Source organism: Streptomyces anulatus, assembly GCF_000721175.1.
Lineage (GTDB): Bacteria > Actinomycetota > Actinomycetes > Streptomycetales > Streptomycetaceae > Streptomyces > Streptomyces anulatus_C.
In genome coordinates this window covers 285,638-311,333 of sequence record NZ_JOEZ01000001.1, presented here as the reverse complement: position 1 = coordinate 311,333, position 25,696 = coordinate 285,638, and the positions used below count along the sequence as shown (strand labels likewise).

General features: G+C 70.6%; 23 protein-coding genes. 10 read left to right on the top strand and 13 right to left on the bottom strand.

Features of this window, described 5'->3' with window-relative positions; translation table 11 throughout:
* Nucleotides 1–155 precede the first annotated feature (155 nt).
* A complete protein-coding gene (locus IG90_RS0101415; RefSeq protein WP_030576117.1) occupies nucleotides 156–698 on the top strand; it encodes an RNA 2'-phosphotransferase in 543 nt (180 codons plus the stop codon).
* Nucleotides 699–717: 19 nt separating this feature from the next.
* Here the strand turns inward: IG90_RS0101415 and IG90_RS0101410 are convergent, their stop codons facing one another.
* On the bottom strand, nucleotides 718–1,611 hold the full coding sequence (locus tag IG90_RS0101410) for an LLM class flavin-dependent oxidoreductase (RefSeq protein WP_030576115.1): 894 nt from the start codon (nucleotides 1,609–1,611) through the stop codon (nucleotides 718–720).
* 185 nt (nucleotides 1,612–1,796) lie between these two features.
* Between IG90_RS0101410 and IG90_RS0101405 the strand changes: the two genes are divergently transcribed.
* The gene (locus IG90_RS0101405; RefSeq protein ID WP_030576110.1) at nucleotides 1,797–2,621 is read left to right on the top strand and encodes an HAD family hydrolase; all 825 of its coding nucleotides are present in this window, start codon (nucleotides 1,797–1,799) and stop codon (nucleotides 2,619–2,621) included.
* A gap of 60 nt (nucleotides 2,622–2,681) precedes the next feature.
* On the opposite strand, the gene IG90_RS0101400 is transcribed toward IG90_RS0101405, so the two are convergent.
* The 5 genes from IG90_RS0101400 to hisC all read right to left on the bottom strand — a co-directional run bounded on the left by IG90_RS0101400 (nucleotide 2,682) and on the right by hisC (nucleotide 12,006).
* On the bottom strand, nucleotides 2,682–4,388 hold the full coding sequence (locus IG90_RS0101400) for a GAF domain-containing sensor histidine kinase (RefSeq protein ID WP_030576107.1): 1,707 nt from the start codon (nucleotides 4,386–4,388) through the stop codon (nucleotides 2,682–2,684).
* Between the two features lie 99 nt (nucleotides 4,389–4,487).
* Nucleotides 4,488–8,015, bottom strand: a complete 3,528-nt coding sequence (cydD, locus tag IG90_RS0101395; protein WP_030576100.1) for a thiol reductant ABC exporter subunit CydD — start codon at nucleotides 8,013–8,015, stop codon at nucleotides 4,488–4,490.
* Between the two features lie 95 nt (nucleotides 8,016–8,110).
* Entirely contained in the window at nucleotides 8,111–9,112 is a 1,002-nt protein-coding gene (gene cydB / locus IG90_RS0101390) for a cytochrome d ubiquinol oxidase subunit II (protein ID WP_030576097.1), read from the bottom strand.
* A gap of 16 nt (nucleotides 9,113–9,128) precedes the next feature.
* The gene (locus tag IG90_RS0101385; RefSeq protein WP_030576095.1) at nucleotides 9,129–10,640 is read right to left on the bottom strand and encodes a cytochrome ubiquinol oxidase subunit I; all 1,512 of its coding nucleotides are present in this window, start codon (nucleotides 10,638–10,640) and stop codon (nucleotides 9,129–9,131) included.
* A gap of 286 nt (nucleotides 10,641–10,926) precedes the next feature.
* Complete coding sequence (gene hisC, locus IG90_RS0101380; RefSeq protein WP_030576092.1) at nucleotides 10,927–12,006, bottom strand: histidinol-phosphate transaminase; 1,080 nt, start codon at nucleotides 12,004–12,006, stop codon at nucleotides 10,927–10,929.
* A gap of 405 nt (nucleotides 12,007–12,411) precedes the next feature.
* Between hisC and IG90_RS0101375 the strand changes: the two genes are divergently transcribed.
* The 3 genes from IG90_RS0101375 (at nucleotide 12,412) to IG90_RS0101365 (ending at nucleotide 15,908) form a co-directional block, all read left to right on the top strand.
* Nucleotides 12,412–13,524, top strand: coding sequence for a LacI family DNA-binding transcriptional regulator (locus tag IG90_RS0101375; protein ID WP_078585125.1), 1,113 nt, complete (start codon nucleotides 12,412–12,414; stop codon nucleotides 13,522–13,524).
* A gap of 174 nt (nucleotides 13,525–13,698) precedes the next feature.
* Nucleotides 13,699–14,886, top strand: a complete 1,188-nt coding sequence (locus IG90_RS0101370) for a metallophosphoesterase (RefSeq protein ID WP_206433837.1) — start codon at nucleotides 13,699–13,701, stop codon at nucleotides 14,884–14,886.
* Between the two features lie 191 nt (nucleotides 14,887–15,077).
* Complete coding sequence (locus IG90_RS0101365) at nucleotides 15,078–15,908, top strand: hypothetical protein (protein WP_030576081.1); 831 nt, start codon at nucleotides 15,078–15,080, stop codon at nucleotides 15,906–15,908.
* Between the two features lie 120 nt (nucleotides 15,909–16,028).
* Here IG90_RS0101365 and IG90_RS0101360 read toward each other — a convergent pair whose 3' ends face one another.
* Together IG90_RS0101360 and IG90_RS39000 are read right to left on the bottom strand one after the other, a co-directional pair.
* Nucleotides 16,029–16,385: a DUF805 domain-containing protein gene (locus IG90_RS0101360; RefSeq protein WP_030576078.1), complete on the bottom strand. Its 357-nt coding sequence runs from the start codon at nucleotides 16,383–16,385 to the stop codon at nucleotides 16,029–16,031.
* 241 nt (nucleotides 16,386–16,626) lie between these two features.
* The gene (locus IG90_RS39000) at nucleotides 16,627–17,091 is read right to left on the bottom strand and encodes a winged helix-turn-helix transcriptional regulator (protein ID WP_233435855.1); all 465 of its coding nucleotides are present in this window, start codon (nucleotides 17,089–17,091) and stop codon (nucleotides 16,627–16,629) included.
* Between IG90_RS39000 and IG90_RS38995 the strand changes: the two genes are divergently transcribed.
* Nucleotides 17,083–17,586 (top strand): YybH family protein, encoded by a 504-nt coding sequence (locus IG90_RS38995; protein ID WP_051859881.1) that lies wholly within the window; start codon nucleotides 17,083–17,085, stop codon nucleotides 17,584–17,586. The genes IG90_RS39000 and IG90_RS38995 overlap by 9 nt on opposite strands.
* A gap of 37 nt (nucleotides 17,587–17,623) precedes the next feature.
* Here IG90_RS38995 and thiC read toward each other — a convergent pair whose 3' ends face one another.
* Complete coding sequence (gene thiC / locus IG90_RS0101345) at nucleotides 17,624–19,459, bottom strand: phosphomethylpyrimidine synthase ThiC (protein WP_030576072.1); 1,836 nt, start codon at nucleotides 19,457–19,459, stop codon at nucleotides 17,624–17,626.
* Nucleotides 19,460–19,655: 196 nt separating this feature from the next.
* Between thiC and IG90_RS0101340 the strand changes: the two genes are divergently transcribed.
* Nucleotides 19,656–21,002, top strand: coding sequence for a YibE/F family protein (locus IG90_RS0101340; RefSeq protein ID WP_030576066.1), 1,347 nt, complete (start codon nucleotides 19,656–19,658; stop codon nucleotides 21,000–21,002).
* 21 nt (nucleotides 21,003–21,023) lie between these two features.
* On the opposite strand, the gene IG90_RS0101335 is transcribed toward IG90_RS0101340, so the two are convergent.
* From IG90_RS0101335 to IG90_RS0101320, 4 genes are all read right to left on the bottom strand, one after another.
* Nucleotides 21,024–21,461: an SsgA family sporulation/cell division regulator gene (locus IG90_RS0101335; protein ID WP_024263706.1), complete on the bottom strand. Its 438-nt coding sequence runs from the start codon at nucleotides 21,459–21,461 to the stop codon at nucleotides 21,024–21,026.
* A 101-nt stretch (nucleotides 21,462–21,562) separates the two neighbouring features.
* The gene (locus tag IG90_RS0101330; RefSeq protein WP_277425599.1) at nucleotides 21,563–22,339 is read right to left on the bottom strand and encodes an IclR family transcriptional regulator; all 777 of its coding nucleotides are present in this window, start codon (nucleotides 22,337–22,339) and stop codon (nucleotides 21,563–21,565) included.
* Nucleotides 22,340–22,715: 376 nt separating this feature from the next.
* Nucleotides 22,716–22,928 (bottom strand): DUF5326 family protein, encoded by a 213-nt coding sequence (locus tag IG90_RS0101325; protein WP_030576061.1) that lies wholly within the window; start codon nucleotides 22,926–22,928, stop codon nucleotides 22,716–22,718.
* 156 nt (nucleotides 22,929–23,084) lie between these two features.
* Nucleotides 23,085–23,402, bottom strand: coding sequence for a cupin domain-containing protein (locus IG90_RS0101320; RefSeq protein WP_015609880.1), 318 nt, complete (start codon nucleotides 23,400–23,402; stop codon nucleotides 23,085–23,087).
* 87 nt (nucleotides 23,403–23,489) lie between these two features.
* Here IG90_RS0101320 and IG90_RS0101315 point away from each other — a divergent pair, with 87 nt between their 5' ends.
* The 3 genes from IG90_RS0101315 to IG90_RS0101305 all read left to right on the top strand — a co-directional run bounded on the left by IG90_RS0101315 (nucleotide 23,490) and on the right by IG90_RS0101305 (nucleotide 25,621).
* A complete protein-coding gene (locus IG90_RS0101315; RefSeq protein WP_030576059.1) occupies nucleotides 23,490–23,867 on the top strand; it encodes a phage holin family protein in 378 nt (125 codons plus the stop codon).
* Nucleotides 23,868–23,972: 105 nt separating this feature from the next.
* Nucleotides 23,973–25,097 carry a cystathionine gamma-lyase gene (locus tag IG90_RS0101310; RefSeq protein WP_030576056.1) on the top strand — a complete coding sequence of 375 codons (1,125 nt, stop codon included), beginning with the start codon at nucleotides 23,973–23,975 and terminating at the stop codon, nucleotides 25,095–25,097.
* 44 nt (nucleotides 25,098–25,141) lie between these two features.
* Nucleotides 25,142–25,621 carry an NUDIX domain-containing protein gene (locus IG90_RS0101305; protein ID WP_030576053.1) on the top strand — a complete coding sequence of 160 codons (480 nt, stop codon included), beginning with the start codon at nucleotides 25,142–25,144 and terminating at the stop codon, nucleotides 25,619–25,621.
* Nucleotides 25,622–25,696: the final 75 nt, after the last annotated feature.

Here is a 25,696-nt window from a genome sequence, read left to right as displayed (position 1 = left end):
GTGGATCAAACCCGGCGAAGGAGAAGAGCCGACGAATCACAGAAGAACGAAGAACCGAAAGGCCGACGAACCGATGAGGCGAAGAAGCAACGAGCGAACGAGCGGCGAGTCGAAATACGGATGCACCGACAGCTCGCCACGGGCACTCTGACGCCATGGACGAACGTCGGACCGTCAAGGTGTCCAAGTACCTCTCGAAGCATCTGCGGCACCAGCCGGAACGCATCGGCCTCACCCTCGACGAGAACGGCTGGGTGGCCGTCGAGGAGCTGCTGCACGCTGCGGCCCGGCACGGATTCCCCCTCTCCCGCGCCGAGCTCGACCAAGTCGTCGCCGCCAACGACAAGCGGCGCTTCACCGTCGAGGGCGACCGCATCCGCGCCGACCAGGGCCACACCGTCGCCGTCGACCTGGACCTGCCACCGGCCGAGCCGCCCGCGTACCTCTACCACGGCACGGTCGCCCGGGTGATGGACGCGATCCGGGCCGAGGGCCTGCGCCCCATGGCCCGCCACCACGTCCACCTCTCTCCCGACCGGGAGACGGCCACCCGGGTCGGCGCCCGCCGCGGCCGCCCCCTCGTCCTCACCGTGGACGCGGGCGCGATGCACCGCGCCGGCCATGTCTTCCGGGTCAGCGCCAACGGGGTCTGGCTGGCCGACGCCGTACCCCCGGGGTTCCTGCGGCTGCGCGACTGAGCGGGACGCGCCCGAAGACCTACGCCAGTTGCGCGGGCGCCTCGGTCGCGATGCGCTCGAAGACCTTCGGGTCGACGTCGAAGACCGAGTCCGGGACCGGTGCATGGACGACGATCTCGGTGAAGCCCAGCTCCGCGTGGCGCCCCGCGAAGTCGACGAAGGCGTCCACGGACTCCAGCGGAGCGGTGCGGTCCGGTGTGAAACCGGTGAGCAGGATCCGGTCCAGCTCCGCGGCGTCCCGGCCGATCTCCGCGCACGCGCCCGTGAGCTTCTCGCCCTGCGCCCGCAGCGCGGCCCGCGACTCCTCCGGGGTGCCGTTCTCGTACAGCTTGGGGTCGCCGGTGGTGACCCAGGCCTGCCCGTGTCGGGCGGCGAGCCGCAGACCGCGCGGCCCGGTCGCGGCGACCGCGAAGGGCAGCCGGGGACGCTGGACACAGCCGGGGATGTTGCGGGCCTCGTCCGCGGCGTAGTGCGTCCCGCGCCCGGTCACCGCGTCCTCGGTGAGCAGCCGGTCCAGCAGGGGCACGAACTCGGCGAACCGGTCGGCGCGTTCGCGCGGGGTCCAGGCTTCCTGGCCCAGCGCGGTGGCGTCGAACCCGTTGCCCCCGGCGCCGATGCCGAGGGTGATCCGACCGCCCGAGATGTCGTCCAGGGAGATCAGCTCCTTGGCGAGCGTCACCGGGTGACGGAAGTTCGGCGAGGTGACCAGCGTACCCAAGCGGATGCTCTGCGTTACAGCCGCTGCGGCCGTGAGTGTGGGGACGGCACCGAACCACGGTCCGTCCCGGAAGGTCCGCCAGGAGAGGTGGTCGTAGGTGTACGCGGCATGGAACCCGAGGTCTTCGGCCCGCCGCCAGATGTTCTGTCCTTCGGCCCACCGGTGGATGGGGAGGATCACCGTGCTCAGACGCATGCCCCCGACGATACGCGGAGCCGGAAGGTCTCTCCCACCCTCTCGATGACCGTTGACATATGCCAGAGGACTTTCCCGCAGTTCAGGAGTTTATCCACTCAAATGTGCGACCCTCCGCACGCCCGTGCACCTTCGTGGGCGAGAATGGGCCGGTGACCTCAGTGACCGCTGCGCCTCTCCCCGCCATGACCCGGCTGATCGCCACCGACCTCGACGGCACCCTGCTGCGCGACGACAAGACGCTGTCCGCGCGCACGGTCGCGGCCCTCGCGGCGGCCGAGGAGGCCGGGATCGAGGTCTTCTTCGTCACCGGCAGGCCGGCCCGCTGGATGGACGTCGTCCGGGACCACGTCCAGAGCCACGGAACGGCGATCTGCGCCAACGGCGCCGTGGTCACCGACCTGCGGACGGACGGCGCGCTGCTCTCCGTACGGCCGCTGGAGCGCGACGCCGCCCTGCACGTCGTGCACACCCTGCGCGACGCGGCCCCCGGCACCTCCTTCGCCGTCGAGATGACCACCGGCATCAACTACGAACCGGCCTACCCGCCCTTCCACCTGGACCCGGGCGCCACAGTGGCCGTCGCCGAGAAGCTGCTGCACGAGGACACCCCGGGCACCGGCGCGCCGGTGCTCAAGCTGCTGGCCCACCACACCGAGTTGGCGCCCGACGGCTTCCTCGACCTGGCCCGTACGGCGGTCGGCCACCGGGCCGCCTTCACCCGCTCCAGCCCTTCCGCGCTCCTGGAGGTCAGCGGGCTCGATGTCTCCAAGGCCACCACGCTCGCCGCCTGTTGCTCCGAGCGCGGCATCTCGCCCGCCGAGGTGGTCGCCTTCGGCGACATGCCCAACGACATCGAGATGCTCCGCTGGGCCGGGGCCTCCTTCGCCATGGGCAACGCCCACCCGGACGCACTGGCCGCCGCCTCCGGCCGGACCGCCACCAACCAGGAGGACGGGGTGGCCCTCGTCATCGAGCGGATCCTCGCCGCCCGCGCAGAGACCCGCTGAAACCTTTCGGCAGACCTGTCCGCGAAGGCCGCGCCTGTCCTCACCTTCGGGCGGCGGCCCTCACAGCGGTGCCTCCCACACCACCGTCGTACCGCCGCCGTCCTCCCCGATCCCCGGTTCGATCCGGCTGGACCCGCCCAGGGACTCCGCGCGGCGGGCCAGGTTGCGCAGCCCGCTGCGGCGGCCGTCCTCCGGGATGCCCACCCCGTCGTCGGCGACCGAGAGACGCACCGCCCCCCGCCCGTCCGGCAGGGTCACCGTCGCGTCGACGACCACATCGATCAGCGACGCCCCCGCGTGCCGGAACGCGTTGGAGAGGGCCTCGCGCAGCGCCGCGACCAGGTTCTTGCCGGTCAGCTCGCCGACGAGCGAGTCCACCGGGCCCAGGAAGCGGTGCGAGGGCTTGAAGCCGAGCGGGACGGCCGCCATGTTGATCTCCCGCAGTACCCGGGTGCGCAGCCCGGACGGGGCTTCGGCCGGTTCCTGCTGGAGCGCGAAGATGGCCGTACGGATCTCCTGGATCGTCACGTCCAGCTCGTCGACCGCCCGGCCGACACCGGTCCGCACCTCGGGCACCACCGACCTGCGCTGGGCGCTCTCCAGCATCATCCCGGTGGCGAACAGCCGCTGGATGACCAGGTCGTGGAGGTCGCGGGCGATCCGGTCGCGGTCCTCGTACACCGCGAGCCGCTCCCGGTCCCGCTGCGCCTCGGCCATCATCAGCGCGAGCGCCGCCTGGGAGGCGAACTGGGTGGCGAGCGTCCGCTCGCTCGCCGTGAACGGGCGCGCGCCCCGGGACCGGGGAGTGGCCAGCGCGCCGAGCACCCGGCCGCCGCTGTGGAGCGGCAGCATCATGCTGGGGCCGAACCGGCCGGCCAGTCTGGTGATCATCCGGCTGTCGGTGGCCGAGTCGTCGATGAACACCGCCTCGCCCGCGAGCAGTTTCGCCACCACCGCGCTCCGGGGCGGGATGATCACACCGAGCGAGGACGAGGGGTCGTCGGACGACACGGCGACGATCTCCAGACCGCCCTCCTCTGCGGGCAGCAGCACGATCCCGGCGGCGGAGTCGGCGAGCCGGCGGGCCTGTTCGGCGACCACCGACAGCGCCTCGTCGGCGTCCCCGCCCGACAGGAGCGCCGTGGTGACCGCGACCGAACCGTCGATCCAGTGCTCCCGCTGCCGTGCCGCCTCGTACAGCCGGGCGTTGCCGATGGCGATCCCGGCCTCCGTGGCGAGCACCCGGACCATGTGCAGGTCGTAGTCGCTGAACTCCGCGCCGTGTCGCTTCTCGGTCAGGTAGAGGTTGCCGAAGATCTCCCCCTGGACCCGGATGGGCACCCCCAGAAAGGTCCGCATCCGGGGATGCCCCGCCGGGAATCCCGCTGAGCGGGGATCCGTGGACAGGTCGGCCAGGCGGACCGGGGCGGGGTCGTGGATCAGTGCGCCGAGCAACCCCCGGTGGCCGTCGGGCCGGCGCCCGATCGCCTCGGCCACCTCCGGCGGAACGCCGTACGTGACGAAGTCCGAGAGTCCCTCGCCCAGCTCGTCGACGACGCCGATGGCGGCGTACCGGGCGTGGGCGAGCTCGGCGGCCGTCTCGCAGATCCGGTCCAGGGTGGAGTGCAGTTCCAGCCCCGCGCCGACGGAACGCATCGCCTCCAGGAGCTGCGGCACCCGCGCGGTCAGCTCGGTGGACAGCCCCTGGAGGCTGCGGGTGGCCCGGGTGGCGGCGTCGAGGGAGTCCTGCGGGTCGGGCTCTGCCATGGCCTGAGCCTAGTTAGTGCCGATAAGGGACGAAAGTCGAGAATGCGCTCGATGGCCGGAAGGGCGTCGGCCGGCGGGGACCTGGGGCCGCGGTGGCGCTCACACCGCCACCGTCTCCCGTTCGCGCTCCAGCATGCGGCGCAGCGGCCCGTCCTCGGCGGCGAGTTCGGCGTACGGTCCACGCTGCACGACCCGGCCGGCGTCCAGCACCAGCACCTCGTCGACCGCCTCCAGGCCGGTCAGCCGGTGGGTGATCAGGACCGTCGCGCAGCCCCGGGTCGCGTCCAGCAGATCGGCGGTGAGGGCGTCTGCGGTCGGCAGGTCGAGGTGTTCGGCCGGCTCGTCAAGGACGAGCACGGGGAAGCCCGCGAGCAGTGCGCGGGCCAGAGCGAGGCGCTGGCGCTGACCGCCGGAGAGCCGCGCGCCGTGCTCGCCCACCGGCGTGTCGAGCTCCTGCGGCAGAGCCAGCACCCAGTCCAGGAGGCGGGCACGGGAGAGCGCGTCGCGCAGTTCGGCGTCGGTCGCCCCGGGACGGGCCAGGCGCAGGTTCTCGCGGATCGTGCTGTCGAAGACGTGCGCGTCCTGGGCGCACAGCCCCACCGAGCGCCGGACCGTGTCCGACTCCAGCTCGGCCGCGTCGACACCGCCGAGCCGGTACGTCCCCGACGAGGCGTCCAGGAAGCGCAGGAGGACCTGGGCGAGCGTCGTCTTGCCCGAGCCGGAGGGCCCCACGACCGCGATGCGCCGTCCGGGCGTCAGCTTCAGGTCGAGCGAGGCCAGCGCGTCGTGCCGGGCCCCTGGGTAGCGGGCGCTCAGCCCCCGTACCTCCAGCGGGAAGGGGGAGGCGGGCTCCTCGGCGGGGGCCAGTGGCTCCTGTACGGGCACGGGGGCGTCCAGCACCTCGAACACCCGCTCCGCGCTCCGGGCGACGCGCTGGCGGTACTGCACGGCGAGCGGCAGGCCGGTGACGGCCTCGAAGGCGGCGAGCGGGGTCAGCACCACCACGGCGAGCGCGACCCCGGACAGCCGGCCGTCCTGCACGGCGGGGACGGCGACGGCCGCGGCGGCCACCACGGTGAGCCCGCAGACCAGGGCGGACAGACCGCCGCCCAGTGCCGTCGCGGCGGCCGCACGGGAGGCGATCCGGGTCAGCAGCATGTCGGCCGTACGCAGCCGCACCTGCCGGGCGGGCAGCGCTCCCGCGACGGTCAGTTCGGCGGTCCCGCCGAGGAGTTCGGTGACCCGGGTGGCCAGGGCGGCGCGGGCGGGCGCGAGCTGACGCTCCGTGCGGCGGGCACAGGCGCCGCTGACGAGCGGGACGCCGACCCCGGCAACGAGCAGCCCGACCGCCAGGATCACGCCCGCCTCCGGGAGCAGCCAGCCGGTGAACCCGGCGGCCACGGTCCCCACCACGGCGGCGGTCCCGGCGGGCAGCAGCCAGCGCAGCCAGTAGTCCTGGAGCGCGTCCACGTCGGCGACGAGCCGGGACAGCAGGTCCCCGCGCCGAGTGGTGCGCAGCCCGGCGGGGGCGATGCGTTCGAGGCCCCGGTAGACGGAGACGCGCAGGTCGGCGAGGAGCTTCAGGACGGCGTCGTGGGAGACGAGCCGCTCGGCGTAGCGGAAGACCGCCCGGCCGATGCCGAAGGCGCGGGTCGCGGTGACCGCCATCATCAAGTACATGACCGGCGGCTCTTCGGACGCGCGGGAGATCAGCCAGCCGGAGACCGCCATGAGCCCCACGGCCGACCCGACGGCCAGGCTGCCCAGCAGCAGGGCCAGGGCCAGCCGGCCGCGCTGCGCCCCGGCGGACTCGCGGACCCGGGCGAGCACACTTCCGGAGCGGGACGCGCTCTCCGCCGGCCCGCCGTCGGCCGCGCGCAGCTCCTCCGCCCGGCGGGCGTCCAGGAGTTCCCCCCCGGCGAGCGGCTGCGGAACGGCCGGACCTGCGGCGGCGGCACCACGGCTCGCGTCCTCGTTCCGCTCATGCACGCAGGTACCCGGCTCCAGCGTCACCACGCGGTCGGCGACCGCCAGCAGCGCCGGGCGGTGGACGACCAGCAGCACGGTCCGCCCGGCGGCCAGCCTCCGCACGGCGTCGACGATGCCCGCCTCGCTCTCGCCGTCCAGGCTCGCGGTCGGCTCGTCCAGCAGCAGGAGCGGCCGGTCGGCGAGGAACGCGCGGGCGAGGGCGAGGCGCTGGCGCTGGCCCGCGGAGAGCCCGGCGCCGTCCTCGCCGAGGGCGGTCAGCATCCCGTCGGGGAGCGCAGCGACGAAGTCGTACGCGCCCGCGTCCCGCAGCGCCCCGAGAACCGCCTCGTCGTCGGCGTCGGGCCGGGCGAGGCGGACGTTCTCGGCGATCGTGCCCGCGAAGAGGTGGGGGCGCTGGGGGACCCAGGCGATCCGGCTCCGCCAACGGTCCGGGTCCAGATCCGCGAGGTCCTGGCCCCCGGCCCGCACCCGCCCCTCGTCGGGCCGGGCGAAGCCGAGGACCACGTTCAGCAGGGTGGACTTGCCGACCCCGCTCGGGCCGACCAGGGCGACGGTCTCCCCCGGCTCCACGGTGAGCGACGCGGCGTCCAACGACGGTTCCGCACGGCCCTCGTGGCGTACGGTCACGGCCTCCAGTTCCAGCCGCAGCTCGTCCGGGACGTCCTCCGTGCCCGGAGTCCGGGGTTCGGTCTCCAGGACCGCGAAGATCTCCTCGGCGGCCGAGAGGCCCTCGGCCGCAGCGTGGTACTGCGCCCCGACCTGGCGGATCGGCAGATACGCCTCCGGGGCCAGGATCAGGACCACCAGACCGGTGTAGAGGTCGAGTTCGCCGTGGACGAGCCGCATGCCGATCGTGACGGCGACGAGGGCCACCGACAGGGTCGCCAGCAGCTCCAGGGCGAACGAGGACAGGAAGGCGATCCGCAGGGTGCGCAGGGTGGCCCGGCGGTAGTCGGAGGTGATCGTGCGGATCGATGCGGCCTGGGCCTTGGCCCGCCCGAAGACCTTCAGGGTCGGCAGCCCGGCGACGACGTCCAGGAAGTGTCCGGAGAGCCGGGACAGCAGCTGCCACTGGCGGTCCATCCGAGACTGGGTGGCCCAGCCGATCAGGATCATGAACAGGGGGATGAGCGGCAGCGTGACGACGATGATCGCGGCCGACACCCAGTCCTCGGTGACGATCCGGGCGAGCACCGCCACCGGCACGACGACCGCGAGGCCGAGCTGCGGGAGGTAGCGGGCGAAGTAGTCGTCGAGCGCGTCGATCCCCCGGGTCGCCAGGGCGACGAGCGAACCGGTGCGCTGCCCGCTCAGCCAGTCGGGGCCCAGCAGCGCGGCCCGCTCCAGGAGCCGACCGCGCAGTTCGGACTTGACGGCCGCGCTGGCTCGATGGGCCGCCAGCTCGGTGAGCCAGGCGATCAGGGCCCGTCCGACGGCGACGGCGGCGAGCAGCAGAAGGGGGGTGCGCAGCGCGGTGACCGTGAGTCCGCCCTCGAAGCCGCCCACCACGATCTCGGCGATGAGCATCGCCTGGGCGATCACCAGCAGGGCGCCGACCAGGCCGAGAGCCACCACGGCCGCCAGGAAGAGGCGGGTGGCCCGTGCGTGGTGGAGAAGACGCGGATCGATCGGTTTCACGTGAAACATCTCCCCCGGCGGGGTCGGTGGCTCTGCGGGATCGGCGGCCGCTCCGGGCCCTGCGGGAAACGCGGGGCCCGAGCGGTCCGCACGGCTCAGTGTGCGTCAGCGATGTGCTGGGTGCCGATGCGCTTGCGGAAGACCCAGTAGGTCCAGCTCTGGTAGAGCAGCACCATGGGCGTGGCGATGCCCGCGCACCAGGTCATGATCTTGAGCGTGTACGGGCTGGACGAGGCGTTGGTGACCGTGAGGTTCCAGGCGTCGTTCAGCGAGGACGGCATGACGTTCGGGAAGAGCGTCAGGAAGAGCATCGCGACCGCCGCCGCGATCGTCACGCCCGAGAACGCGAACGACCAGCCCTCGCGGCCCTTGGCGATGGCCCCGATCGCGGCCAGGAGCGCCACCACCGCCACGACCATGGCCCCCAGGCTCCAGCCGTCCCCGTTGTCGGCCTGGGTCCAGAGCAGGAAGCCCAGCGCGAGCACGGCGGTGACCGGCCCCAGCTTCAGCGCCAGTGCCCGTGCCCTGACCCGGATGTCGCCCGCCGTCTTGAGGCCGGCGAACACCGCCCCATGGAAGGTGAAGAGGGTGAGCGTGACGAGGCCGCCGAGGATCGCGTACGGATTGAGGAGATCCCAGAAGTTGCCGACGTACTCCATGTCGGCGTCGATCTTCACGCCCCGCACGATGTTCCCGAACGCCACGCCCCACAGCACCGCGGGGATCAGGGAGGTCCAGAAGATCGCGGTCTCCCAGTTCGTCTGCCACCGCTCCTCGGTCCGCTTGGCGCGGTACTCGAAGGCGACGCCACGCACGATCAGGCAGAACAGGATGATCAGCAGCGGCAGATAGAAGCCGGAGAAGAGGGTGGCGTACCACTCGGGGAAGGCGGCGAAGGTCGCGCCGCCCGCGGTGAGCAGCCAGACCTCGTTGCCGTCCCAGACGGGCCCGATCGTGTTGATCAGGACCCGGCGCTCCTTGCGGTCGCGAGCAAGCAGCTTGGTGAGGACCCCGATGCCGAAGTCGAATCCCTCCAGGAAGAAGTAGCCGGTCCAGAGGACGGCGATGAGCACGAACCAGACGTCGTGGAGTTCCATCTCTCAGCTCCTGTGCTCAGTACGAGAAGGCCATCGGCCGGTCGGCGTCGTCTTCGTCGTGGCCGCCGATCTTCGTGGGCGGGTTCAGGTCGTCCTCGGTGAGTTCCGGGGGACCGGCCTTGATGTACTTCACGAGCAGCTTCACCTCGATCACGGCGAGCACCGCGTAGAGCAGCGTGAAGACGATCATCGAGGTGAGGACCTCGCCCTGCGAGACGCCGGGGGAGACTCCGGCACGGGTCTGGAGCACCCCGTAGACGACCCAAGGCTGGCGGCCCATCTCGGTGAAGATCCAGCCCCAGGAGTTGGCGATCAGTGGGAAGAGCAGCGTCCAGAGCGCGACGACCCAGTAGAGCTTGGTGAGCCTCGGGCTCAGCGCCTTGTTCCGGAACAGGACCAGATGCGGCACCTCGTCCTCACCGGTCCGCAGCACCGGTGGCAGCAGGAACTTCTTCCGGGTCAGCCACAGTCCCAGGAGGCCGAGGCCGAAGGAGGCCATCCCGAAGCCGATCATCCACCGGAAGCTCCAGAACGCGACCGGGATGTTGGGGCGGTAGTCGCCAGGCCCGTACTTCTCCTGCGACTCCTTGTTGATGTCGTTGATGCCGGGGACATACGAGTTCGGGTCGTTGTTGGCGAGGAAGGACAGTATCCCGGGGAGCGAGATCTCCACGGAGTTGTGGCCCTCGCTGACGTCCCCGTAGGCGAAGACCGAGAACGGCGCCCGCTCCTGCCCGTCCCACAGGGCCTCGGCTGCGGCCATCTTCATCGGCTGCTGCCGGAACATGACCTTGGCGAGGCTGTCGCCGCTGACGGCGGTGAGCATTCCGGCGACCACGACGGTGATCAGCCCCAGGCGCAGCGAGGTCCGCATCACCGGGATGTGCTTCTTGCGCGCCAGGTGGAACGCGGCGATGCCGACCATGAAGGCCCCGCCGACCAGGAACGCCGCCGTGATGGTGTGGAAGAACTGCGTGACCGCGGTGTCCTGGGTGAGCACCCGCCAGAAGTCGGTGAGCTCGGCGCGGCCGCGCTCCTCGTTGATCCGGTAGCCGACCGGGTGCTGCATCCAGGAGTTGGCCGCCAGGATGAAGTACGCCGAGAGGACCGTGCCGATCGAGACCATCCACATACAGGCGAGGTGGATCTTCTTCGGCAGCTTGTCCCAGCCGAAGATCCACAGTCCGATGAAGGTGGACTCGAAGAAGAAGGCGATCAGCGCCTCGAAGGCGAGCGGAGCGCCGAAGATGTCGCCGACGAAGCGCGAGTAGTCGGACCAGTTCATGCCGAACTGGAACTCCTGGACGATGCCCGTGACGACGCCCATGGCGATGTTGATGAGGAACAGCTTGCCCCAGAACTTGGTCGCCCTGAGGTACTTCTCGTTCTCCGTCCGCACCCAGGCGGTCTGCAGGCCGGCGGTGAGCGCGGCGAGCGAGATCGTCAGGGGAACGAAGAGGAAGTGGTAGACGGTGGTGATGCCGAACTGCCATCGCGCCAGGGTCTCCGGCGCCAGAGCTAGGTCCACGTCGTCAGTCTCCTTACATCGCCGTGGTCACACCGGCACTATGCCCCTTTGATCCGACCGATCACGGGAGGAAGCAGGGCACGCTTGTGAACGCGTTCACATTCACAAGCAATTATGACGCACACACTTTCGGAGCCTTCGCCGGGGGTACCCCTTTTCGGCCCCGCCCCGCGTGACGAGCCCCCCGCCGCCCACGCAAAGGGCCCCGGACCTCGTCGTCCGAGGTCCGGGGCCCCCCGGTCGTACAGGTGCCGCGGCGCGGCGGCGCTGCAGGTGAGCGGAGGCTCTACAGCTCGGCGCGGAACGCCTCCGCCGCCTTCAGGAACAGGTCGTTGCCCTCGTCCTCGCCGATCGAGACCCGCACGCCCTCGCCCGCGAACGGCCGCACGACCACCCCGGCCCGCTCACAGGCCCGCGCGAAGTCGACGGTCCGCTCGCCGAGCCGCAGCCAGACGAAGTTCGCGTGCGACTCCGGCACCGTCCAGCCCTGGCGCACCAGCTCCGCGCTCACCCGGGTGCGCTCGGCGACCAGCGAGCCGACCCGGCCCAGCAGCTCGTCCTCCGCGCGGAGCGAGGCCACCGCCGCGTCCTGGGCGAGCTGGCTCACACCGAAGGGGACGGCGGTCTTGCGCAGCGCGGCGGCCACCGGTTCGTGGGCCACCGCGAAACCGACCCGCAGGCCGGCCAGGCCGTACGCCTTCGAGAAGGTCCGCAGCACCGCCACATTGGGCCGGTCCCGATAGATCTCGATGCCGTCCGGCACATCGGCGTCACGGATGAACTCCTTGTACGCCTCGTCGAGTACCACCAGCACATCGCTCGGCACCCGGTCGAGGAACCGTTCCAGCTCCGCCCGGCGGACCACCGTGCCGGTGGGGTTGTTGGGGTTGCAGACGAAGATCAGCCTGGTCCGGTCGGTGATCGCGTCCGCCATCGCGTCGAGGTCGTGCACGTCGCCGTCGGTCAGCGGGACCTTGACCGAGGTCGCGCCGCTGACCTGGGTGATGATCGGGTACGCCTCGAAGGACCGCCAGGCGTAGATGACCTCGTCGCCGGGTCCGGAGGTGGCCTGGAGCAGCTGCTGGGCCACGCCCACCGACCCGGTGCCGGTGGCGAGATGCGAGAGCGGCACACCGAAACGGTCGGCCAGCTCGTTCATCAGGCCGGTGCACGCCATGTCCGGGTAGCGGTTGAAGGTCCCCGCCGCGGCGAGGGCCGACTCCAGCACCCCCGGCAGCGGCGGATAGGGATTCTCGTTGGAGGACAGCTTGTACGCGACCGGTCCGCCGGCCGCCGCCGGCTTCCCCGGCACATAGGCGGGAACGCCGTCCAGCTCGGCGCGCAGCTTGGGGCTCGTCTCGCTCACCGCAGGTCCTCCTCGACCGTCCGTTCACAGCAATACTGCACACCTTATGAGGATTGGGCCCCGCTGCGAATGGCCCGAGCGGGAAATCGACCGCAGTGCCCGGGAATGGGACCTCGCACGGGGCCGGTCCGGGGGCTCCGCCCGGGGTAGTGCTTCCCGTTCCGGCGCGCGCCGGTGGCTCGCGCCGTGGCGCGCGTCCCTCGAAGTAGTGAGTTGAGACCTCTTCGAGACATCGCACATTCAGCAGGCTGCCCGCCTTCAGCACCTGAAACCCGCATGCAGGAATGCCCAACTCTCTTGCATTGAGAGGAATTTGATGGGCAGCGACCTTGCAGAAACGTGCCTGCCAACGTGCGCATATGCGACCGGACCGACCACCCCTCGGAGCCCTACTATCGGCTCGCCATGACAGCAGCAGGGAAGCACCAGGTGAGCCGGACGGAGACACCCCGGCGCAGCGGCCGGCCAGGTCGGGCGGGGATCCGTGATGTGGCCGCCGCGGCCGGAGTCTCGATCACGACCGTCTCCGACGCGCTCAACGGCAAGGGCAGGCTCCCGGACGCCACCCGCCGCCATGTCCGCGAGGTCGCCGAGCGCCTGGGCTACCGCCCGTCCGCCGCGGCCCGAACCCTCCGTACGGGCAAGTCCGGCCTGATCGGCCTGACCGTGACCACGTACGGGAATGAACCTTTCACCTTCACGGAATTCGCGTACTTCGCGGAGATGGCGAGAGCCGCGACCTCCGCGGCGCTCGCCCGCGGCTACGCCCTCGTCATCCTCCCCGCCACCTCCCGGCACGACGTCTGGTCGAACGTCGCGCTCGACGGGACCGTCGTCATCGACCCCTCCGACCAGGACCCGGTCGTCACCGAGCTCGTCCGCCAGGGGCTGCCCGTCGTCTCGGACGGCCGCCCGGCCGGGACCCTCCCCGTCACCGCCTGGGTCGACAACGACCACCGGGCCGCCGTGCTCGACCTCCTCGACCATCTCGCCGCCGCCGGAGCCCGCCGCATCGGCCTGCTGACCGGCAACACCACCGACACGTACACCCGGCTGTCCACCACCGCCTACCTCCACTGGTGCGAGCGGGTCGGCCAGGACCCCGTCTACGAGTCCTACCCGGCCCACGACCCCTGCGCGGGGGCGGTCGCCGCCGACCGGCTGCTCGCCCGCCCGGACCGCCCCGACGCGGTCTACGGGCTCTTCGACCCCAACGGGACCGATCTCCTCGCGGCGGCCCGCCGCTACGGGCTGCGGGTCCCCGATGACCTGCTGCTGGTCTGCTGCAGCGAGTCCACCGTGTACGCGGCCACCGAGCCGCCCATCACGACGCTCTCGCTGAAGCCCCGCCGCATCGGCACGGCCGTCGTCCAGCTCCTCATCGACGCCATCGAAGGGGTCGAACACGACGGGCCCGTGGAACAGGTCATACCGACGGAGCTCATCGTCCGAACCTCATCGCAACGCCGTCCACCACGCACCACGGTCAACGCGCCGCGCTCCCCCAGCAGGGATTGATCGGCTCTTTTCGGACCAATCGGCCGGTGAACCGTACGTGCGCCCGGATTCACCACCCCTGGTGCGTCACACATATCGATCCGCATTCCTATGATGGGCGCACGACACCGCGGACCACCTCTACCAGGCAGGGCCCGTCAGGTGTACGGCGGCGCGACGGTGGTGGAGGGGTCGATGACTCAGGGGGCCGGTCAGGAACCCGTGGTGCGGACGGCGACGTTGCGTGACTTCCGGGTTCCGCCGTATGCGCAGACACCCGTGCCACCGCCGGCACAGGTGGCACCTCCTTCGCCGGTGCCGCCCCGGGCGCCGGAACCGAACCCTCCGGCGCCGGGCGCTTCCGCACCACCGGCGCCGGGCGCTTCCGTGCCGCCGCGGGCTCCCGCGCCGCCCCCGCTGCCGCATCCCGGCAACGCCGCCGTGGGCGACGAGCAGCCGGAGGGCTACACACCGACCGAGCGGGACCTCCCGGTCATCCGTCGCGGCGACACGGTCCAGGTGCAGACCGTTCCCGAGCCCGCCGCCCCCGTCTCCGAGGACGGGCTCGGCCCGCTCTTCGTCGTCGGCGACGTCCACGGCTATCTGAGCGAGCTGCTGGCCGCCCTCGGCGAGCAGGGACTCATCGACGCCGACGGGAACTGGGCCGCGGGCAACGCCCGGCTGTGGTTCCTGGGCGACTTCACCGACCGCGGCCCCGACGGCATCGGGGTCATCGACCTCGTCATGCGGCTCTCCGCCGAGGCGGCGGCGGCCGGCGGCTACTGCAAGGCCCTGATGGGCAACCACGAGCTGCTGCTGCTCGGCGCCAAGCGGTTCGCCGACACCCCCGTCAACTCCGGGGCGGGAACCGCCACCTTCCAGGCCGCCTGGCTGCTCAACGGCGGCCAGAAGGCCGACATGGAGCGCCTCCAGGACGTCCACCTCCAGTGGATGTCCCGGCTCGACGCGGTCGTCGAGGAGGACGGGCATCTGCTGATGCACTCCGACACGACGGCCTACCTCGACTACGGGTCCACCATCGAGGACGTCAACGACACGATCACGGCCATTCTCACGCGTAACGATGCCGACGAGTGCTGGGACCTCTTCCGCAAGCTCACCAAGCGGTTCGCCTTCCGGGACGAGGGCGGCGCCGACGCGGTGCGCGATCTGATGGCGACGTACGGCGGACAGCGCGTCGTCCATGGTCACAGCCCCATTCCGTACCTCCTGGGCGAGGTCGGCACGGAAGAGGGCGAGGACGGCTCGGGGCCCGTGGTCAACGGACCGCACGTGTACGCGGACGGCCTCGCCATCGCCATGGACGGCGGAGTGACCATGGCCGGAAAGCTGCTGGTGGTCCAACTCCCGCTGCATGACTGACCGTCGGCGGGGAAGACGCTTCAGGTTCCGCCTGCGCCGACCTCGCCGATCACCGGGCCCAATTCTGGAAACACCCTGTCACCCCGTGCCGTGAGCGCTCTACCATCGGCGTATCAGTGGCAGGCTCTCCTCCGTTTCCGCCCGATCGTCCGGTCCACGCGGGCAGCCGGGCACCGACGGAGCATCGGGGGATGCAGATGACAAGCGCTCCGCACCTGCTGGCCGAGGACGGACCCGAGTACGAGCGGATCCTGGGCGACGCACTGCGCCACGCTCACGAACGCCCGGACCTGGAGGGCGTCGGGGACCGGCTCAACACAGAACAGCTGCGCACGATGGCGCTCAGCGCCACGGCGCTGATCACCGCTGCCGCGGCCACCGAGTACGAGCACTACGTCAAGGCCCGGGGCGAGCTGCGCCGGGCGGCGGCCGCCGAGGGAACCGAGGGCACCCCGGCCGTCGACGGGCCGTGGAGCACGGCGGCCGGAGCGGGGGCCGGCATAGGGGCGGTCATCGCGGTCCTGACCCCGCTGCTCGCCGGCACCGCGGCCGTCATCTTCCTGCTCGTCGGCTACCTGCTGAAGGCGGTCAGCCCGTCGGTGGCCTTCGGCAACTCGATGGTCGCGGCCGGGTGGTTCTTCGCCGCGGTCGCCGCCGCCGCGATCCTGGTCGCGGCCGTCGGACTGCTCGTCACCGCGCTCCGCAACGGCACGACGTCCCTGGCCGCCGAGAGCGAGGAGCAGGAGCTCCCTGAAGAGGTCGCGCGAGCCAGGGAGGCCTGGCGCCACGCCCTGCTGGAGCGCGGCATCCTCCCGTTCCTCCGGGACGCACTGGCCGACCCCACCGCGGGGCCCGCCGCGCGGACCCCGCACCGTTCGCCCAACCGCATCCCGAAGATGGGCTACAGCAGGCCGGACTTCTCCGGCCCGGACGACGGTCCGGCGGCCGGCCCCCGGCCGACCTTCACCAGCCCCGACTTCACCAGCCCGGACTTCGGCGGCCCGGAGCACCGGCCGGAGTGAAACCGGCGGACCTCGGCCTCCGGTTTCGGCCAAGGGGCCTGGTCCCGGACACACCGCGGGCCGGGGCGGCAAGTGCCGCGCCCGGCCCGGGGGATGCTCCGGAACAACCGGAGCGGTGGATCAGACGGCCTGCGGGGCCAGCTTCGGGTTGACGCCGTACTGGTTCGTCTCCGGCTTGCCCTCCGAGGCGAGGAAGACGAGCAGGATGATGCCGCCGACCAGCGGGACGAACGAGATGAAGAACCACCAGCCCGAGCGGCCGGTGTCGTGCAGCCGCCGCACCATGACCGCCAGCGACGGGACGATGACCGCGGCGAGGTAGAGGAAGTACGGGATCTGCGTGTCGATCGCCATGCCGAGGGCCGACAGCACCAGGGCGATGATGAAGTTGAAGAGCACGAACATCCAGTACTCCTTGCGGCGCGCGCGTCCGCTGAAGCCTGCGTAGTTCTTGAGTACGTCCAGGTACCAGTTCACTGTGATTCCCTCCCCGGGCCCCCGTTCCGAGGGCACACCAATTTCAGCCAGGCAAGCCGGAAAGTAAGCCACAGATAAGCAAAGGGTCAAGCGCAGGTGAGCTGGGGGCCAAACGTACATACAGCTGCCACACGACCGTGTCCATACTGTCGCTTAACAAGGCGGCCAACCATGGCAAACACCCACGAATTAGCTGGAGTTGCCTCGTAAGCCATGAAACACCCACGGGCTGCCTGCCGGATCAGGCCTCTGTGCTGCGTGTTCGCGCCTGCGGCCGGCCGGCCGCGGACGGCCCCGCGGTCAGGAGGGCCTCGCCCGTCGCGTAGAGCTCGATCAGCAGCGGCCGGAGTGCCCGGCCGCCTCCGGTCAGGGTGTAGCGGGTACGTACGGGAAATCCGCGCCGGCGCTCCACCGACAGCAGGCCGCGCTCACGCAGTTCACGGAGCCGCTGGCTGAGAACCTTCGCCGACAGCTCCGGCAGCCGTTCCCTCAGCTCGGAGAACCCGAGCGGACCGCCCATGAGTTCGCGCAGCACGAGCGTGGTCCAGCGGCCCGACACCGCGGCCAGGGCCACCTCGACCGGACAGTCCGGCTCGGGACGGGACGTGCGGCCACGGGCGGTCGGTGTCAGTTCCTGGCCGTGGTCCGCGTGGGTTTCCGTTGGGTGACTCTCGTCATCGGGCGGTTCACTGACGGCATGACGCATTCCACCAGTGTGCATCCGACCACCGTCGCCGCCGAGCATCCGTACGTCCTGGAGCGGGCGTTCAACACCTTCGACCCCGAGTGCGTCGACCGGCTGTACGAGGCCGACGCGCTGTTCGTCCCCCGGCCCGGCCATCCCACGGCCGGCCCCGGCCGACTGCCGGCCCACCGGGACTTCCTCGCGCTGCGCGTCCCCATCCGGGTGACTCCTCGCCACACCTACGTCTCCGGCGACCTGGCGCTCCTGATCGTGGACTGGGTGGTGGAAGGCAGGGCGGCACACGGCGGCCAGGTCCGGATCGCGGGCACGGCGACGGACGTGGCCCGCCGGGGATCCGACGGGCTCTGGCGCTATGTCATCGACAACCCGTTCGGCACGGCGGACGACCCGGACCCGGCGGGCCCGGCGGACGCGGTCACGGAGCAGGCGGACGGGCCGGCCGCCGCGTCCCCGGAGCAGGCGGGCCCGGCCGCCGGGCCCGCATCTGTCCGGTAGGAGCCGACCGCCGGGACGGACCGGCGGTCGGGGCAGGTCAGTCGGCGATGGGCAGGTAGACCCGGTTGCCGGCGGCAGCGAACTCCTTCGACTTCTCGGCCATGCCCTGCTCGATCTCCTCCTGCGAACCGCCGTGCTGACGACGGATGTCCTGGGAGATCTTCATCGAGCAGAACTTCGGTCCGCACATCGAGCAGAAGTGCGCCGTCTTCGCCGGTTCGGCGGGCAGCGTCTCGTCGTGGAACTCCCGCGCCGTGTCCGGGTCGAGGGCCAGATTGAACTGGTCCTCCCACCGGAACTCGAACCGAGCGTCCGACAACGCGTCGTCCCACTCCTGGGCGCCCGGGTGCCCCTTGGCGAGGTCGGCCGCGTGGGCGGCGATCTTGTAGGTGATCACGCCCGTCTTCACGTCGTCCCGGTTGGGCAGCCCCAGGTGCTCCTTGGGCGTGACGTAGCAGAGCATCGCCGTGCCCCACCAGGCGATCATCGCGGCGCCGATGCCGGAGGTGATGTGGTCGTAGGCGGGCGCGACATCCGTGGTCAGCGGGCCGAGCGTGTAGAACGGCGCCTCCTCACAGATCTCCTGCTGGAGGTCGATGTTCTCCTTGATCTTGTGCATCGGGACGTGCCCGGGGCCCTCGATCATGGTCTGGACGCCGAACCGCTTGGCGATCGTGTTCAGCTCGCCCAGCGTGCGCAGCTCGGCGAACTGTGCCTCGTCGTTGGCGTCCGCGATCGAACCGGGGCGCAGTCCGTCGCCGAGCGAGTAGGTGACGTCGTACGTCGCGAGGATCTCGCAGAGCTCCTCGAAGTGCTCGTAGAGGAACGACTCCTTGTGGTGCGCGAGACACCAGGCCGCCATGATCGAGCCGCCGCGCGAGACGATCCCGGTCTTGCGGCGGGCCGTCAGCGGGACGTACGGCAGGCGCACGCCGGCGTGCACCGTCATGTAGTCCACGCCCTGCTCGGCCTGCTCGATGACGGTGTCCTTGTAGATCTCCCAGGTCAGCTCCTCGGCCCGACCGTCGACCTTCTCCAGGGCCTGGTAGAGCGGGACGGTGCCGATCGGCACGGGGGAGTTGCGCAACACCCATTCACGGGTGGTGTGGATGTTGCGGCCGGTGGACAGGTCCATGACCGTGTCGGCGCCCCACTTGGTCGCCCAGGTCATCTTGTCCACCTCCTCCTCGATGGAGGAGGTAACGGCCGAGTTGCCGATGTTGGCGTTGACCTTCACCAGGAACCGCTTACCGATGATCATCGGCTCGATCTCGGGGTGGTTGACGTTGGCGGGCAGCACGGCCCGGCCCGCCGCGATCTCCTCGCGGACGACCTCGGCCTCCACGTTCTCCCGGATCGCCACGTACTCCATCTCCGGAGTGATCTCCCCCCGCCGGGCGTACGCGAGCTGGGTGACGGGACGCCCGTCGCGGCTGCGGCGCGGCTGGCGCGGACGGCCGGGGAACACGGCGTCGAGGTTGCGCAGCCCGCCGCGCGGCGAGGTGTGCTTGAGCCCGTCGTCCTCGGGGCGGACCGGCCGGCCGGCGTACTCGGCGGTGTCGCCGCGGGCGATGATCCAGTTGTCCCGCAGGGGCGCGAGGCCGCGACGGACGTCGGTGTCGACGGAGGGATCGGTGTACGGCCCCGACGTGTCGTACAGCGTCACGTCCTTGCCGTTGGTGAGGTGCACCTGTCGGACCGGCACCCGGAGGTCCGGGCGCGAGCCCTGGACGTACCCCTTGTGCCAGCCGATGGACTTCCCGGCCTCGTCGTTCGGCGTCCCGTCTCCCGGCGTCGTGCCGTTCGGCATTCCGTCGTTCTGCGTTCCGTCGTTCTGTTTCGAGGCAGGCGTGCGTGCGTCCGCTGTGGTCATGAGACCTACTCCCTACGCCGGCATTACCCGGTAACAGGTTCGGCGGTCGGCGCAGCGTGTCCCGTACGGATGTACGGCGATCAGCGCCCTCTCAGCCCGGTGCTCCGAGCTCCCGCGTGTGCAAAGGTGCCTCCACGCTAGCGTCCTTTCCGGCGAGCTGACCAGAGGGCCCTCCTGTTCTTGCGATGATCGCCCCGTGACCTCCCCCCAAAACGACCCCGTTCCCCCGCCGTCCCAGGGCCACCACCACGGCCACAGCCACAACCACGGACCGGCCGCCCCGGTCTCCCGGCACCTGCGCAAGGTCATCGCCGCGGTGCTGATCCCCTTCGCGACGGCGGTCGTCGTCGGCCTGATCGCGTTCTGGCCCGGCGGCGCACCCGACCACGAGCGCACCGGCGTCGGATTCGACCGGCAGACCCAGGACGGCAAGGTCGTCCAGGTCGACAAGGTCGACTGCGCGGACGTCAACGCCGCGCAGGTGCCGCCGACCGGCGACACCTCCACCCCCTCGGGCCGGGAGGCCGTCAACGAGCAGGAGGGGGAGTGCGCGAAGGCCACCATCGAGGTGACCAGCGGCGACGACAAGGGCCGCGAGTTCGTCGAGGTGGTCCAGCCGGACGCGCCCCGGCAGTTGAAGGAGGGGCAGGGCGTGGTCGTGGCGTACGCCCCCGACGCGCCGCGCGACCTCCAGTACTCCGTGACCGACGTGGACCGGAAGCTGCCGATGGCGCTGCTGGCCGCGATCTTCGCGCTGGCGGTGGTCGCGGTGGGCAGGCTCCGCGGGGTGATGGCGCTGGTGGCACTGGTCGTGTCGTTCGCCGTGCTGACCCTGTTCATCCTGCCGGCGATCCTGCAGGGCTCGAATCCGCTGGTCGTGGCGGTGATCGGGGCCAGCGCGATCATGCTCGCGGCCCTCTATCTGTGCCACGGGGTGACAGCCCGTACCTCTGTCGCGGTCGTCGGCACACTGATCTCGCTCCTGCTGATCGGGCTGCTGGGCTCCCTGTTCATCGGCTGGGCGAGCCTGAGCGGCAACACCGACGACAACACCGGCCTCATCCACGGCCTCTATCCGGACATCGACATGAGCGGTCTGCTGCTGGCCGGCGTCATCATCGGTTCGCTCGGGGTCCTCGACGATGTGACGGTCACCCAGACCTCCGCCGTCTGGGAACTGCACCAGGCGGACCCGCAGATGGGTTGGAAGGGGCTGTACCGGGCAGGTATCCGGATCGGAAGGGACCACATCGCCTCGGTGGTCAACACCCTGGTGCTGGCGTACGCGGGCGCGGCGCTGCCGTTGCTGCTGCTCTTCTCCATCGCCCAGAGCAGTGTGGGGACGGTGGCCAACAGCGAGCTGGTCGCCGAGGAGATCGTCCGCACGCTGGTCGGGTCGATCGGCCTGGTCGCCTCGGTGCCGGTGACCACGGTGCTCGCCGCGCTGGTCGTCTCCGCGGACCGTCCGGGGTCCGTCGGCGCACAGGCGGCTACGGCCGCGCCCGCTCGGGGCGGCCGGGGTCGTCGTCGCAGGAAGGGATGACGGGCTGCCGGGTACACCCGGTCAGCCGGCGTTCTGCTCCTCGGCGAGGATGCGGCCGAGCGCATCCTCCAGGTTCCCGTCGAAGTCTCCCAGCGTGTGCTCCTGACCGAGCGGCACGAGCTTGTCCGTCCGGTCGAGAAACGCCACCAGTGGCGCCGTACCCGCCCGGAACAGCGCACGGTCCGCGCCGACCTGGAGCCGGATGTGCACATCGCCGAGGCCCTCGGGCTCGGTCGGGCCGATGTGCACATCTCCGTCGCCGCTCGGGCTGTTGAGCCCGTCCAGCAGCAGTTCGCGGCCGAACGCCCAGGTCACAGGGGCGTCGCCGGGCAGGTGGAACGTCATCCGGATGGCGTACGGATCGCCGACCTCGTACCGGAGCTCCACCGGAATACGGAACGAGAGCTCCTCGGAGACGAGGAAGCTCATCATGACCTCTGCTTGAACCGACTCGCGCATCGTTCAACCCCGCAGTAGATGAAACTGGCCAGGAATGATCCCCCATGGCCCTATTGACGCCATCGTGGTGCACGCGATAGCAGATCACAAGGAGTGATTTTTCAGATACTGATAGAGAACACGAACGAACGCAAGAGGCTGGCGACTTCGCCACGTAGCTGTTCGACTGCGGGCAGCAACCGTTCTTCCCGGTCCAGGGGTATGGAAATGGCCATGGCCGCAATGGTGGCACCGGCCGTGACCGGAATCGCGGCGCACACGGTCCCCAGTGCGTACTCCTGGCGTTCGATGACCGGTTCACCTCGTCGGAGGGTGCGCAGCCGTTCCAGAAGTGTGGCGCGATCTCGCACTGAGTAACGGGTGAGGGGGCGCACGGGGTGCCGGTCCAGGTGGTCCTCGCGGGCACTCTCGTCGAGTTGGGCGAGCAGACACTGGCCGATGGCGTGCGCGTGGGCGGTCTCCCGGAACGAGGCCCACTCCTCCACCGCCGGGGTGTCGGGAGCGTCCGCGACCGCGATGAGCTCGATCTCGCCGTCGCAGTAGACGGCGCAGTACACCGGGGCTCCGATGACGTCGCGCCAGTGGCCGAGGGAGTCGGCGACGGAGGCGGGGCGCGGGCGGCTCCTGACACCAGGGGCGGCGGTCAGGTTCTCGGCGGCCGGGCCGAAGAGGAAGACACCGTTCTCACGGCGGAGATAGCCCTCATGGGTGAGGGTCCGCAGCAGATGGTAGGCGGTCGGCAGCGGAAGCCCCGCCTCACGTGCCAGTTGCTTGGCGGGAGCCCCGTCCCGATGGGCGCCCACAGCCTCCAGCAGCCTCAACGCCCGCTGAACCGAACCGATCAACGTCGGGACAGCGGTGCTCGATGCCGTGGTCAAAGGTCACCCCCAGGCATGGTGACGGGCCGTCGGCCCTCCCGTGGGGGCCGCCCCCACGGGCCTGCCGCGATCCCGGAGGGGACCGGAGATCCGGTGACCCGTGACCGGCGAGGACCGGTCCGGGCGCCGGCGATCGGAGGCCAACGACCGGGCTGTCGTACCCAGGTCCGATCAGGCGATCGATATGGTGACGGAAGGTCACATTCCGGATGGCGGCAGTGGTGTGTCACTGTATCGGCCGCCTACGGCAGACGGGTGGTTTCCTCCGGGACTTAGCTCTGCTGGGCTAATCCTCCCGGGGAGCTGACGGCGCCGGCTCGGGCCCGCCTGGCCGGACGGAACAGGCCGGCCCCCGCGCCGGCCTGCGTTCCGGGTACTACCAGTCACCGCGCGAGGACGACGACGACATGAACTTTCGGACGACGAAGATCAGCCCGCCGACCACGACGACGAAGACCAGCACCTTGAAGAGCAGGCTGATCACGAAGCCGATCACGCTGGCGATCAGTCCGCCGAACACGAAGATCGCGATGACGGGCACCGCGATCCACTTCACCCACCAGGGCATTCCCGCGTACATCTCCCGCACGGCCATCACCACTACCTCGTCTCTGTGAAGTCCTTGCCTCGATGCTAAAGGCGCGAAGGCCCCCGGCGGGTGGCCAGCAGCCCTTGAAGACCCCTGATCGAGCCCCTAGGGATTCCCGAGGACGCGCGGCACCCGGCGGATCCGGGAACAGGCGCCTCAGCCCTCCGGTGGCGAGAAGACGACCATCACCCTGAGATCCTCGGTGATGTGGTGGAACTTGTGGGCCACGCCTGCGGGCACGTAGACGACGCTTCCCCTGCCGACCTGCGTCGTCTCCATCCCCACCGTGATCGACGCACGCCCACTGACGACGAAGTAGACCTCGTCCTGCTGGTGCGGCTGCTGCGGGTCGAGCGCTCCCGCGTCCAGGGCGTACAGGCCGACGGACATATTGCGTTCCCGTACGAACTGCAGATAGGCGCCGTCGTTGGCGGCGCGCTCCGCCTCCAGCTCATCCAGTCTGAATGCCTTCATGGCCCGTCCCGCCCCTTGTACCCACGCTGTCGGCTGTTCCTGTGCTGCCGGTGTCCACCACCGATCATGTCTGCCACGATCAGACACATGAAGAATTTCGTAGTCAAGACGATCGCCAACGCGGGTGCGCTGGCCGTTGCCATCTGGCTCATCGGCGACATCACGCTGGAGGGCGGCAGCACGGGCCGCAAGGCCCTCACCCTGATTCTCGTCGCGCTGATCTTCGGCCTGGTGAACTGGCTGGTGAAGCCGGTGGTCCAGCTGCTCACGTTCCCGTTGTTCATCCTGACGCTGGGGTTGATCACTTTGGTGGTCAACGCCCTGATGCTGATGCTGACCTCCTGGCTGGCCGGGGTGTTCGATCTGAGCTTCCACGTCGAGGGGTTCTGGACGGCGGTGCTCGGCGGACTGATCATCTCGGTGGTGTCCTGGGCGCTCAATGTCGTCCTGCCCGACGAGAACTGATTCCGGGATTTCGGGATTCCAGGCCTCCGAGAAGACCGTTCCCGGGCTCTGAAAGAGTGCAGGCACACCGGTCCACCGCCGGGTGAGAACAGTGAAGGAGCAGGTATGAGCACCATGGGCGACGGAACGCGTGCGGTACGCGCCGGGCTTCCCGAACCGGAGCAGTTCGAACCCACCCTGCCCGGCCCGGTCTTCGCCGCCCACTTCCACCTCTCCGGCGAACCGGTGGGCCCTTATACCTACGGCCGGGATGGCAACCCGACCTGGACCCACCTGGAGCGGGCCATCGGCGAGCTGGAGGCTCCCGGTGAGGAGGTGGGGACGGCCGTGTTCGCCTCGGGCATGGCGGCGATCACCGCGGTGCTGCTCTCCCAGGTCCGCTCGGGCGACGCCGTGGTCCTGCCCGACGACGGATACCAGGCGCTGCCGCTCGTGCGGGAGCAATTGGAGGCGTACGGGGTCGAGGTCCGGACCGCGCCGACCGGCGGCGATGCCCAGCTGGCCCTGCTGACCGGGGCGAAACTGCTGTGGATCGAAAGCCCGTCCAACCCGGGTCTGGACGTCTGCGACATCCGGCGGCTGGTCGAGGCGGCGCACGCGGCGGGCGCGCTGGTCGCCGTCGACAACACCCTGGCCACCCCGATCGGCCAGCGCCCGCTCGAGCTGGGTGCCGATTTCTCGGTCGCCAGCGACACCAAGGGCATGACCGGGCACGGCGACATCCTGCTCGGCCATGTGACCTGCCGCGATCCCCGGCTGACGGCGGACGTACGGCGCTGGCGCAAGGTCGTCGGGGCGATTCCGGGGCCGATGGAGGCCTGGCTCGCGCACCGCTCGCTGGCCACGCTCCAGCTGCGCGTCGACCGTCAGTGCACCACCGCGCTCGCCCTCGCCGAGGCGCTGGCCAAACGCGCGGAGGTCACCGGGCTGCGGTATCCGGGTCTGCCCACCGACCCGTCGTACCCCGTCGCGGTACGCCAGATGCGGCGCTTCGGCTCCGTGGTGTCCTTCGAGCTGGCCGACCGGGAGACCGCGGAGCGCTTCCTTTCCGCGCTGCGCCTGGTCGACGACGCGACGAGCTTCGGTGGCGTCCGGTCCACCGCGGAGCGCCGGGGCCGCTGGGGCGGCGACGCCGTGGCGGAGGGCTTCATCCGTTTCTCGGTCGGCGCGGAGGACCCCGAGGACCTGCTCGCCGACGTCGAACAGGCGCTGGACACGGCGGTCCGGTAGGCCGGGGGAGTTTCAGACGGCCCTCCACGGGCCACTCTCTTGCCATGACCGAACGTCCTGTGGTCAAGCGCACCGCACGCGCCGTCCTGCTCGACGGCGACGATCTCATCCTGATCAAGCGCACGAAGCCGGGAGTCGATCCGTACTGGCTCACGCCCGGCGGCGGGGTCGAGCCGGAGGACGCCACCGTCGTCGAAGCGCTGCACCGCGAGGTCGACGAGGAGCTCGGCGCCAAGATCGTCGACGTGGTCCCTTGCTTCGTCGACACCGTGGAGCACATCGCGGACGGCGGCGTGACGGGAGTGAAGGTCCAGCACTTCTTCGTCTGCCGACTGGCGTCGATGGACGTCTCCCTCCGGCACGGCCCGGAGATCGACGAACCCTCCGGGGAGTACGAGATCGTCCGGGTGCCGTTCAGCCGGGTCGGGATCGCGGCCGTGCACCTCGTTCCGCTGTCCCTGCGGCACTACCTCGACGGCAACATCGAAGGCGTACGGGCGATGCACGCCCCCGACCTGGGCTGACACCCCCAGGTCGGGCAGGCAGGCGCCGCCGCCCCCGCCCGGAGCGCGTACTCCCCGGCCGGTACACGCGGGTAC